Below are 11,785 nucleotides of genomic sequence, written 5' to 3'. Positions count from 1 at the left end.
CAGCTCCGATATTGTTGTTTTGGCGCCTGCGGCAGGCGTGTTCCGGATGCTAAGGCGGGCCTGCCAGGGCTGCTATAGTGCGTGGCGCGAACCTGTCAAAACCCCTCATGGCCAGGCGAGGAGCCTTTCATTTCATGTCAGATTCCGCAGCTGCTCGTCGCCCCACCATGGCCGACGTGGCCCGCGAGGCCGGGGTCAGCCTGTCGACCGTCGACCGGGTACTCAACCTGCGCGCCAACGTGCGGGCGGATACCGCGCAGCGCATCGCCAGCGCCGCCACCAAGCTCGGCTTCCATGCCCAAGGCGTCATCGAACAACGCCTGCGGCACGATAGGCCGACGCTGCGCCTCGGCTTCCTGCTGCAGAAAAGCGGCGTGGCCTTCTACCAGGGCCTGGCCCAGGCCTTGACCGAAGCGGCCGCGGCCACCGCACGCGCCCGGGTACGGGTGATGATCGGCTATCTCGATGAGCTGGATCCGCTGGCGGTGGCCCGCCGGATCGAGGCCCAGCGCGGCGAAGTCGATGCCCTCGGCGTGGTGGCGGTCGATCACGTGGCGGTGCGCGAAGCGGTGTCGGAACTGCGTCTGAACGGCATGCCCGTGCTGGCGATGCTGTCCGAGCTGGCCACCCGCGCGGGCGCGGGCTACCTGGGGGTGGACAACCGGCGGATGGGTCGCGTCGCCGGCTGGTTCGTCACGCGCCTCGCCCAGCAACCCGGACCGGTCGCGGTGATGGTGGGCAGCCAGAGATTCCAGTGCCAGGAACTCTGCGAACTCAGCTTTCGCAGCTACCTGGCCGAGGCACCGGGGGACTGGGAGCTGCTGGCGTCACGCCTGACCCTGGAGGATCCAGGCTACGCCCACGGCAATACCCTCGACCTGCTGAGCGCCTATCCGAATCTGGCGGGTCTCTATGTCGCTGGCGGCGGTATCGAGGGGGTGGTCCACGCCCTGCAGGAGCTGCACGGTCAGGGCCTGCCACTCCCGACCGTGGTCTGTCACGACCTCACCCCCGTCACCCGGGAAGCCCTGCGCAGCGGACTCGTCCAGGCCGTCCTCTCCCATCCCCGGGAGCAACTGGCCCGCCGCGCCGTGGACGTCCTGGTCGGCGCGAGCCTGGACAAGGGGCAACCGGGCTATGAGCTGCTGCCCCTGCAACTCGATGTGCCGGAATGTCACTAACTCGGTGCCTGTCCAGGGACCACCGTCTCCCGGCTCGCCGAGCTTGGGTTCTGTACGAAAAATGCCTGCGCTTGGTGATGCTTGGTTGAAAATCAGCTGGATCGCCAGCCCGGCCTGGACGGCCCCGTCGCAATGGGCATTTACCACTCGTAGACTCCGCTTCCTCGCTGACTTTCGCCTTACCTGATCTCCGCTCGGCGACTTTTCGTACAGAACCTAAGCCTCTGATCAGCAGTGAAAAAATCTGTCGCTACAGGCTTGACAGGCTTGGCCACCTTACTAATAATGCGCGCCTCGGATGGCTACGTAGCTCAGCTGGTTAGAGCATAGCATTCATAATGCTGGGGTCCGGGGTTCAAGTCCCTGCGTAGCCACCACCTATTTCCAAGGGTCAGCGTAAGCTGACCCTTTTTTATTGCCCACGAAAAAGCCCAGCCGGTATCGCACTTGGTCCCCTCCCTCGGGGAGAGGGCTAGGGTGAGGGTATCGCCACACCGTCCACTGCCAAGTGGTCGGCCTTTTCCGCGCCATGAAAAAGCCCGGCCAAAGCCGGGCTCCATCGAAGCCGTCGTCGTTTACAGGGCAACCTTCTGCTTGCTCTCCTCTTCTTCGCTGGCGGCGGTCTCGCTATCGATGGACTGCACCAGCGCCCTGGAGCTGAAGGCCCGCAGATCGCGCAGGAAGTTGTCGCGCCAGGACGCCAGGTCCGCCTGGCGGATCACCCGCATCATGTCCTCATAGCGCGCCTTGCGCTCGTCCAACGGCATGCGCAGCGCTCGATCCAGCGCCTCGGCCATGCCGATGTGGTCGTAGGGATTCACGATCAGCGCCGAATTGAGTTCACGTGCCGCCCCGGCGAAACGCGACAGCACCAGCACGCCCGGATTCTCCGGGTCCTGGGCCGCCACGTACTCCTTGGCCACCAGGTTCATGCCATCCCGCAGCGGCGTCACCAGACCGACGTCGGACGAGCGGAACAGCCCCATCACCGTACGCCGGTCGTAGCTCTTGTTCAGGTAGCGGATGGGCGTCCAGTCCAGTTCGGAGAAATGGCCATTGATATGGCCGGCATGGCTCTCCAGCTGGCGGCGAATGTTCTGGTAGGACACCACGTCCGCTCGGGACGAGGGCGCGATCTGCACGAACTGCACCGCCCGATGATGCTCGGGGAAGTGCTCCAGCAGCTTCTCGAAGGCCTGGAAGCGCTCCACCAGCCCCTTGGAATAGTCGAGCCGGTCGACGCTGACGATGGTCTTGTAGGGCACGCCCTCGATGCTACGCGAGATGAACTGGCGCCGCGTACGGTAGGACTCGGCCTGCTTCTGGATCACGTCCGGCATCACCCCGATGGGATAGACGCCGACACGGAAGTTATGGCCATAGGCGGTCAGGCTGCCGTCCTTCTCCAGCACCCCGCGCACCTCGCGGGTGATGTAGTCCTGGAAGGCCAACTGGTCGGTATCGGTCTGGAAGCCGATCAGGTCATAGAAGCACAGCGTCTTGAGCAACTCGTTGTGCGGCGGGATGGCCGTGAGGATTTCCGGTGCCGGGAAGGGAATGTGCAGGAAGAAACCTATGCGGTTGCGGATGCCCAGCATGCGGCAGGCTTCGGCGAAGGGAATCAGGTGATAGTCGTGTACCCAGATGATGTCGTCGGGCTCGAGCAGTGGCTTCAGGCGCTCGGCCATGGCCATGTTGACGCGCCGATAGCCGTCGTACTCTTCCCGGTTGTAGCGCGCCAGGTCGATCCGGTAGTGGAAGATCGGCCACAGCGTGGCATTGGAAAAGCCGCGGTAGTAGTGGTCGTAGTCGCGCTTGGTCAGGCCGAAGGTCACGTAGTCGATGTTGTCCTTGGTCTGGGTCTTCGCCGGTCCGTTTTCCTTGACCGTCTCGCCGTTCCAGCCGAACCAGATGCCTCCCGACTTGCGCAGGGCGTCCAGGACACCCACCGCGAGGCCACCCGCGGTCGCCTTGCCTTCCTCGATCGGGGCTACCCGATTCGATACCACCACTAAACGGCTCATCCTAATCTCCTTGCTTATAATGTGGCGCGAGGTCGCGACTCAGGTCCTGCAGCCAGCGGGCAACTGCCACCACCGACGGCAGGCGGGCCCTGGCGACCGTTTCCCCTTCCCCTACCTTGACGGACAATCCGCCTCGCGCATTGACGACGGCGAACCCTTCCTCGTCGGTACGATCATCACCGACGAACACCGGCAGGCAGCCGGCAAAGGGTCGCAATTCCATGAAGCGGGCAACGGCCTCGCCCTTGCTCGCCGCAGCGGGCTTGAGTTCGAAGACGCACTTGCCGGGTTGCAGCTTGAATTCGGGATGCTCGGCCGCGATGCCTGCGGCCAATTCGTGCACCAGGGCTTCTTTCTCGGGCGCCTGACGATAATGCAGGGCGAAGGCCACGCTCTTGCGCTCCAGCAGCAGGTCCGGGTGATCCCCCAGGACCGCCTCCAGACGCTGACCAACCTGCGCCAGCACTTCGCCATCTAGGGTCACGCGATGAAGCTCACCCTGGGGATCCCGCCATTCGGCGCCATGCACCCCGGCGGCGGGCAACCTCAGCGGCGCCGTGAAGCCATCGATCTCCGCCAGCGGTCGGCCGGATACCACGGCCACGGCATATCGACGGGCCAGTTGCTCCAGCGCGGCGAGGGTTTCAGCGGGAATGAAAACCTGTTCCGGACGTGGCTGCAGTTCTGCCAGGGTGCCATCCAGATCGAAGAAGAAGGCCAGCGGCTGGCCCGATGAGGTGAGGCTGTCGAGGTCGATCATGCAAGTTACGACTGTCGGGTCACCGTATGGTTCGTTCACACCTTCTGGCAGCGCGGAGGAATTCCCCCTGCCGGCTCGTAGTCCGAATCTGGGAGACGCTCTAGCAGCCAAGCCTTGGGAGACCTTAATGAACAAGCCCGACATCACCAAGACCCCCGAAGAGATCGACGACATCCAGGACCGCATGGGCGATATGCGCGAACTGGACTTCAGCGAGCGCAAGGACGATCGCGGCGGTCGCATCGGCGACGAACTGGACGAACGCGACTACCAGGGCCAATTCCCCGAAGAACGCGTGCGCCAGGCCGGCATGACCGGCGGCGAAACCCTGGACCATCAACCGACGCTGGACGATGCCAGCCCGGAAACCCTGCTGGATGAAACCGGTGCCCGCTCCCCTAGCGACTATGGCGATGCCTGGCCCAACGACAAGGACCTGAGCGTGGTCGAGGACAGCGAGATCGGCGGCGGCGCCGGCCAGGACGAAGCCGAACTGGGACGCAGCCATCCGCTGGACGGTCAGGCCTGGGACGGTGAAGCCGACCAGCCCAATGAGGCTGAAACGCAGCGCGACGCCCGCTACGCCGACCTGGACGCCACCGACGAGGACCTCGCCGGCGAGACCAGTCTGGACCTGGACGAAAAGCGCGCCGATCACTGATCGACGCCGCGCAGGTCTAGTCCAGCAGGGTGCAGGCCATCACCAGCGCATCTTCCCGGCCGCCGACCGCGGGATAGTAATCCCGTCGGCGGCCGATCTCGTTGAAGCCGTAGCGCTCGTACAGTCGATAGGCCGCCTGGTTGCTGGCCCGCACTTCCAGGAAGCATTCGTTGGCCTTGGCCTTGCGTGCTTCCTGCATCAATTGCTCCAGCAGGCGCAAGCCCAGGCCACGCCCCTGATTCTCCGGCTTGATGGTGATATTGAGCAGATGGGCTTCATCGAGGATCACGTTGATCACCCCGTGTCCCACCTGCTGGTCACCCAGGAACATCACCCAGCAGTCGTAGGACTTCAGCGCATCGAGAAAGATGCCGCGGGTCCAAGGATGGCTGAAGGCCTGGTATTCGATCTTCAATACCGTGTTCAAGTCGGCTTCGGTCATGCGCCGAAAGCGCACCGCATCGTTCATTACTCATCCGTCCAGCGACGCCGCAGAGGGCGCATGGCTTGCCAGAGCGCGGCCTTGGCAGCCGGCTCTTCCATCAATACCTCCAGCCCTGGCACCAGCCAGGCGGATCCCAGTGCCGTCTCCCGCTCCACGCCGGTCTCTTCGTACTGCTCGACTCCGCTGTAGCGCCGCGCCGCGCCACCGATCAGCCAGAGGCCGAGCCCCTCGCCCAGGCGCTCCTGGTGCGCCGCCACGAAGCTCTGCACGAACTCGGCGGCAGCGGCGGGCCCCTGGTCGAGTTGCCCACTGTTGAGCAGCGGCCAGCGAATGGGTTCTTCGCTGACGATTCGCGGTGTCTCCGGTAGCCCAGCCGCCCGCAGCAGGTCGCGCAACAGCAGATAGGCGGGATCGCGCGCACCCAGGGCATCCCCGGTCGGCAACTCCAGCAACAGCAGGCAACGCCCGGCTTGCAGGAGTTGCAGGGCGAAACGCGGTGCCGGCTCGCGGGGCGGCGGGGGGGCGCGTTCGGCTTCCGGCTCGACGACGACGCTCGCGGCCGGCTTGGCCGGACCGGGCCGGGGAATCTCGATGCGCGGGCGGGCGGCCGCAGGCGCCTCGACGGCGGGAGACGCCGCAGGAACCGGCGCGGGCCGAACCACCCTGGCGACCACGGGTGCCGCTTCCACCTCATCCACCTCTTCCACCCACAGCACCTCCGGCCGCGAAGGCGCGGCGAAGGGCAAGGGCGTGCGCGGCACCCAGACATCCAGTTGTAGCGCCTGCAGATAGGCGCGACGACGCGCCTCGGCGGCGAGCGACGGGGAAGCGGAGGCGGCGGCGTCGGACATGGGCGGATCCTGAGAGCCTGTTCAAAGGCTCGCGAGCTAGTGACAAACAAAGCGCAACGACCAGCGGGAGTAACAGCCAACGGCTGGCCCGCAGGGTGAGCGCCAGCGAATCAAATGACCGAGGAAGCGGATCGGACCCGCGCTCGGGTTTACAAACAGTAAATGAGCATGGCGACGGGGCCGCCCAGGCCGGGCTGGCGACCCAGGCCATTTTCAACGCTGTTTGGCCGACGCGCAGCAGACTTTGAATAGGCTCTGACACACGGCGGGATTATTCGGGCCGGCATTGTCGCGCGGATCGTCCGGGATCGAAAGGCCGCGCTGCCCGTCGGTCCCATCGCATCCCATCGAAGGCTTTGGCGCTTGGAGTACAATGCCGCTTTTGCCTGGTGCGGTCCCCCGCCATGATCGACCCCAAACGCGTCCTGCGTACCCTCGCCGAACACTGGCACCTCATCGATCCGCTGTGCGCCCATTTCGACAGCGGCACCCTGGGGCTGGCCGAGTTGCGCGCCCGTCTGGCCGAGCAATTGCCCGAGCGCACGCCGGCCGACCTCACGGCACTGCTCGACACCTGGATTCGCCTCGACATCCTGGTGCCGGTGGCCAAGAGCCCCAACCGCTTCGAACTCAACGGCCAGATCCACGACTTCCTCGGCTACCTGAGACGCGAGCACCGCCTCGGCCTGTGCCTGGAGATCGAGGCCTACCTGCGCCATCTGGAGCGTCTCGCCGGCCATATCCGCGAAGCCTTCGACAACCGCGACGGCCCGGACCTGGCGCGCCAGCTGCGCCTGCTGGACATGCGTGTGCGCGACGTTCTCAAGAAGCTGGCCAACGATGGCCACGCCCTGGAAGGCGTCGCCGAACGGGCCAAGACCAGCGACCGCCAGATTCCCCTGCGCCAGCGCTATGCCGAGGTGCTGGCCACCTGGGACGAATACGTCGAGCCGATGATCCAGCTGGTGGCCGCCGATGGCGCCTTCGAGCGCGGCGTCTACCGCGTCGAACAGGTGCTGCTGCACCTGTTGGGCGAACAGCAGCGCCTCGGCCAACTGGTCGATGACGACCTGCTGCTGCGCACCCAGGCGCGCATCCTGGAAATGCACAACGCCGCCCAGCTGGCCCTGAGACGCGCCCGCGAACTGCTGCTGCCGCTGCGTGAAGAGGCGCGGCGGCACAACGCCGTCACCCGTGGCGCCGCCCTGGCCCTGGCCGCCATCCGCCGCAAGGGGCTCGACGCCGTGCCCCAGGCCGCCCTGCCGCTGTTCAGCCGGCCGCAGAGCGTCTTCCTTGGCACCGCCGCCCAGGTGGAGAGCTACGTCTACGCCCTGGCCCGCTTCGAGCCCAAGCCGGCACGCTTCCCCAGCCAGTCGGGTCGACCACGCGACACCCGCCGTTCCGCCGCACCACGCACCGTGCGCGAGATGCTCGACCTCTGCCAGGACGCCCTGCCGCTGCCCGACCTCATGGCCTGGCTGCTGGAACAGGAGCCCGCCGGCGACACCGACGAGCTGCTCTACTGGTTCTCACGCCTGTCCCGCGATGCGCGCTTCCAGCGCCAGCGCCTGGACCGCCGCCACTACGACACCCTCGAACACCGCGTCAGCCTGTGCTCCTACGCCCTGGCCGCCCGATCCTCCGCGAGCGATGCCCATGCAACTTGATCTCAACGAAATGACCCAGCTCGCCCCCATCTTCCGCGAGCTGTTCAAGGGCTATCACCTGTCCCGCAGCGAGCCCGAGTGCTACGCCCAACTCAGTCAGCAGCAGGACCAGTACCGCGCCCTGTTCCGCGCCCTCGGCTTCGAGCTGGTCTGCGACCCGCGCGGCTTCTACTATTTCGTCCCCGAGCAGATGGGCACCCAGGTCAACAAGACCGCCCAGCGCCTGGCGCTGTTCACCTTCATCCTGGTGGAGCATCTCGCCGACCAGGGCCGCGACCCGCTGGCCGTGCTCGATGGCGGCACCCTCGGCCGGCCCGAACTGCCGGCCCTGCTGGACAAGTACCGCGATCTCTTCCTGCAGGCCGAGGTCACCACCCAGGACGAGCTGGAAGAAAAGATCCTGCGCCGCCTGACCCAACTCGGCTTCGCCCTGGACAGCAACGGCAGCTACCGCTTCCTGCCGCCCATGCACCGCTTCCTCGACGTCTGCCTGGCCGTGCAACAGGATCGCGACCTGGCCGCCAGCCTGCACGCCAGCGACCTGCCGCTGCCGGCCCCTACCCTGGCCGGTGATGAAGAAGACGCCGAAGACGGCAGCGCCGAGGATGACGAAGAGGCCGCCCTGGCCCGCGCCATCGCCGCAGAACGGGAGTTCGACCTATGATCCGCTACGGCATCAGCCGCTTCGCCCTGCTCAACACTGCCGGCTACAGCCTGGGCCTGTTCCCCCTGGAACAGCCGCTGTCGGTCTACGGCGCCAACAACCTAGGCAAGAGCGCCTCGATCAACGCCCTGCAATTCCCCATCCTGGCGCGGCTCTCCGACATGAGCTTCGGCAAGTACAGCAGCGAGCAGTCGCGCAAGTTCTACTTCGCCACCGACACCAGCTATATCCTCGTCGAGCTGCGCCTGGCCCACGGCACCCACGTCATCGGGGTGGCCGGACGTGGCCCGGGCGGCGGCTTCGGCCACCAGTTCTTCGTCTATGCCGGCGAACTGGACCTGGCCCATTACCAACGCGACGGCACCTGCCTGCGCCAGCGCGAACTCTTCGCCAACCTGGAGCGCGCCGGTATCAAGGCGTACGAGGTCAAGCCCGAGGAACTGCGCCGTCTATTGGTCGGCGGCCATACCAGCATCCCCCTGGACCTCACCCTCATTCCGCTCAGGTCCACCAGCGAACAGAGCCTCAAGACCTTCCGCGCCCTGTTCATCAACCTGCTGCACATGCGCGAGATCACCGCGGCCAAGCTCAAGCAGCTGTTCCTCGACGCCTTCGAGCACAGCCTGAGATCCGGTAGCGTCGACTACATCGCCGCCTGCGAAGAGGCCTTCCGCGACGTGCGCCGCATGGAGCAGGACTACCAGTCCCTGGTCGCCGCCGGCCCCCTGGTGGAGGCCCTGGCCAACGGCGTCGAACAGCGCGACCGCCTGAGAGGCAAGCTGCATCGTCTCTCGCCGCTGCTCGACAGCCTGCTTGGCACCTGGCAGCACTATGCCATCGACCGCCGTGACGAACTCCTGGCCCAGAGCGAGCACTACCGCCTGGAACAAGACAGCCTGCAACAGAACCAGCGCGATGGCACCAGCGAACTGATGCGTCTGGAGCGCGAAGTCAGCGGCCTGCAACGCTGGCTCGCCGACCTGGCCCAGCTCAAGCACCGCTTCGCCCTGGTGGACTCCACCGCGCCCCTGGAAGCCCAGCTGCTGGCCGCCAAGGATGCCCACGACGAACTGGCCGGCGCCCTCTCCCAGTCGCGGCAGTTCAGCAGCGAAGACCTCGACCAGCGCGTCCGTGAACTGGAACAGCGCCTCAAGGGCCTGCGTCAGCAACTCGACCATGCCGACAACAACAGCTACGCCCGTCTGCGCGAGGAATTCAGCCAGGCCGACGTCGAGCGCCTGATGCGCCTGTTCAATGGCCAGCTGTTCAGCCTGCCCCTGGGCTCCAAGGGTGTCGAACTGGCCGAGGACGGCAGCTGGCTGAAGACCCTCGAAGGCATCCTGGAACGCTTCGAAGGCGATCGCTTCGAACTCCCCGGCCTGTCCCTCGATCTCTCCGGCATCGAACCGCCCACCCTCCAGGCCCTCGCCGACCGCGCCGCCCTGCGCGACCAGAAGGACCGTCTGGAACGCGAGCTCAAGCAGCTCAAGGCCCAGCAGGGCGTCATCGCCGACCGCCAGGCGAGCAAGGCCCAGGCCGAAGCCCTGTACCAGCAGGTACTGGACGCCCAGAAAGCCCTGGAAGACTTCCGCCGCTGCCAGACCCTGAGCGTGGAAGAAAACGAAAAGCTCGAACAACTGGCCCAGCTGGAAGCCGCTCAGGACGAACTGAGACGCGCCGGCGATGCCTTCACCGAGCGCGTCCAGCAGCTATCCGCCAAACTGCAACTGATCGGTCGCCAACTGGCCGACCTGGAAGCCAAGGACCGCACCCTGGCCGATGCCCTGCGTCGGCGCCAGCTGCTGCCCACCGACCTGCCCCGGGGCACGCCCTTCATGGAAGGGGTGGACGACTCCCTGGAGAACCTGCTGCCACTGCTCAACGACTACCAGGACACCTGGCAGGCCCTGCAGCGTGCCGACACCCAGATCGAAGCCCTTTACGCCCAGGTCCGCCTCAAGGGCGTCGCCAAGTTCGACAACGAGGAAGATCCCGAGCGCCGCCTGCAATTGCTGGTCAACGCCTATGCCCATCGCCAGGACGAAGCCCTGACCCTGGCCAAGGCCCGCCGTGCCGCCGTCACCGATATCGCCCGCACCCTGAGAAACATCCGCAGCGACTACGACAATCTCGAACACCAGCTGCAGCTGTTCAATCGCGAGATCAACCGCAAGCAGGTCTCCAACCTGGAGAGCTTCCGCATCGTCCTGGCGCCGAACAAGGATGCCCTCAAGCACATCGACCAGATCATCCATAGCGCTGGTCAATACGAGGAAGGTGAAACCCTCTCGGTGTTCGACCTTACCCAGGACAGCGGCCAGGACCAGAAGAACGAAGAAGCCCGGGACTATCTGGCCCGTCTGGTGGCAGCCAACGGCAACCAGCTGGGCCTCAAGGATCTGTTCGAACTGGCCTTCGAGATCACCAAGCAGGGCGGCCAGCCGATTCTCCATACCGACATCGACGGCGCCGCCTCCAACGGCACCACCATGACCATCAAGGCGCTGACCAACATGTACCTGTTGCTGCACCTGATGGACCGGGAACGCGCCGCCAAGATCCGCCTGCCCTACTACCTGGACGAAGCCGCCGACATCGACGAACGCAACCAGCAGGCCCTGATCGAGACCAGCCAGCAATTGGGCTTCGTGCCCATCCTGGCCAGCGTCAAACCCCAGGTCAGCGCCCAGGTCGCCATCGACCTCGAAGCCGGCAGCGGTCCCGGCGGCATCTACATCGACGAAGCCGACTGGAAATACATCGCCAAACGCGACCTGGCCCTGCCCGAACCGGCTTGAGCCCCTTCCAGAAAGTAGAAAGCCCGGCACATGCCGGGCTTTTTTCATGAGCGACTACCGCTGATCCAGCAGCATTCGTAGGCCTCTTAGCTTAGCGCGGCCATAGCGCTCTAATGCTTCCCGAAGCCCGTGGAAACGGCCCATGGCCGCGATCGGCAAAGCCAAGACCGGCCCACCAGCCATCAGCATTTAGATATTGGCCTTTTGCAGATGTCAGTTCGCGGCGTCCACTCCTTGGCTGGCCAGATCTCCCTTCCTAACCCGGAAACAAAACAGCCCGGCGTAGCCGGGCTGTTGTCGCTCTCGCTTTGCATTCAGACGACCCGCAGCGCCTTACTGGCAGAGACCCCGCCAGCCTCTCTATCGAACGGCTCTTCATCTCCTCTCCCTCTGGGAGAGGGCTAGGGTGAGGGCACTGCCGATCTCAGAGCTTCAGAAGAGAGTGAGAACAAGGGAATGAAGAAAACCGGCACTTACCCGGCAGACGTTCCGTCCGTGGCCGGCCCGCTCTCCAGCACATTGCGCGTCTATCCGTTCGCCATGTATCCAGGCAGGCTGCAGGACTGCAGAGCGACAGACTGGACTCGGCCTATCAAGCTTTTTCCCACCCCAAAGACAACACCCCCGCCAGAGTGAACTGAGCGGGGGTGCTGGGTATTAGGCGCTTGACGATGACCTACTCTCACATGGGGAAACCCCACACTACCATCGGCGATGCATCGTTTCACTTCTGA

The 11,785-nt window shown here is 65.3% G+C and carries 9 protein-coding genes and 1 tRNA gene; 6 read left to right on the top strand and 4 right to left on the bottom strand.

Annotation, left to right across the window (positions count from 1 at the left end):
• The first annotated feature begins 134 nt into the window (after window positions 1-134).
• A complete protein-coding gene (locus AR540_RS02660) occupies window positions 135-1,181 on the top strand; it encodes a LacI family DNA-binding transcriptional regulator (protein ID WP_059226304.1) in 1,047 nt (348 codons plus the stop codon).
• A gap of 300 nt (window positions 1,182-1,481) precedes the next feature.
• Window positions 1,482-1,558: transfer RNA gene (locus AR540_RS02655), tRNA-Met, on the top strand.
• A 198-nt stretch (window positions 1,559-1,756) separates the two neighbouring features.
• On the opposite strand, the gene otsA is transcribed toward AR540_RS02655, so the two are convergent.
• Window positions 1,757-3,205 carry an alpha,alpha-trehalose-phosphate synthase (UDP-forming) gene (gene otsA, locus AR540_RS02650; RefSeq protein WP_059226303.1) on the bottom strand — a complete coding sequence of 483 codons (1,449 nt, stop codon included), beginning with the start codon at window positions 3,203-3,205 and terminating at the stop codon, window positions 1,757-1,759.
• 1 nt (window position 3,206) lies between these two features.
• Window positions 3,207-3,965, bottom strand: coding sequence for a trehalose-phosphatase (otsB, locus tag AR540_RS02645; protein WP_059226302.1), 759 nt, complete (start codon window positions 3,963-3,965; stop codon window positions 3,207-3,209).
• Between the two features lie 127 nt (window positions 3,966-4,092).
• Between otsB and AR540_RS02640 the strand changes: the two genes are divergently transcribed.
• Complete coding sequence (locus tag AR540_RS02640) at window positions 4,093-4,626, top strand: hypothetical protein (protein ID WP_059226301.1); 534 nt, start codon at window positions 4,093-4,095, stop codon at window positions 4,624-4,626.
• A 16-nt stretch (window positions 4,627-4,642) separates the two neighbouring features.
• Here AR540_RS02640 and rimI read toward each other — a convergent pair whose 3' ends face one another.
• Together rimI and AR540_RS02630 are read right to left on the bottom strand one after the other, a co-directional pair.
• Window positions 4,643-5,095 carry a ribosomal protein S18-alanine N-acetyltransferase gene (rimI, locus tag AR540_RS02635; protein ID WP_059226300.1) on the bottom strand — a complete coding sequence of 151 codons (453 nt, stop codon included), beginning with the start codon at window positions 5,093-5,095 and terminating at the stop codon, window positions 4,643-4,645.
• Entirely contained in the window at window positions 5,095-5,922 is an 828-nt protein-coding gene (locus AR540_RS02630) for a hypothetical protein (RefSeq protein ID WP_059226299.1), read from the bottom strand. Before AR540_RS02630 ends, rimI begins: the two co-directional genes overlap by 1 nt.
• Before the next feature lie 404 nt (window positions 5,923-6,326).
• Here AR540_RS02630 and mksB point away from each other — a divergent pair, with 404 nt between their 5' ends.
• Genes mksB through mksF form a run of 3 tightly spaced genes read left to right on the top strand, consistent with a single transcriptional unit; the run spans window position 6,327 to window position 11,051 of the window.
• On the top strand, window positions 6,327-7,589 hold the full coding sequence (gene mksB, locus AR540_RS02625; protein WP_059226298.1) for an Mks condensin complex protein MksB: 1,263 nt from the start codon (window positions 6,327-6,329) through the stop codon (window positions 7,587-7,589).
• Entirely contained in the window at window positions 7,579-8,253 is a 675-nt protein-coding gene (mksE, locus tag AR540_RS02620) for an Mks condensin complex protein MksE (protein WP_059226297.1), read from the top strand. The genes mksB and mksE overlap by 11 nt, the downstream gene beginning before the upstream one ends.
• Window positions 8,250-11,051, top strand: coding sequence for an Mks condensin complex protein MksF (mksF, locus tag AR540_RS02615; protein ID WP_059226296.1), 2,802 nt, complete (start codon window positions 8,250-8,252; stop codon window positions 11,049-11,051). Before mksE ends, mksF begins: the two co-directional genes overlap by 4 nt.
• The last annotated feature ends 734 nt before the right edge of the window (window positions 11,052-11,785 follow it).

This window comes from Pseudomonas sp. EpS/L25 (assembly GCF_001512295.1).
Taxonomy (GTDB): domain Bacteria; phylum Pseudomonadota; class Gammaproteobacteria; order Pseudomonadales; family Pseudomonadaceae; genus Chryseomonas.
Note: the sequence above shows the minus strand (reverse complement) of the source record. Positions and strands in the feature narration are given on the sequence as shown.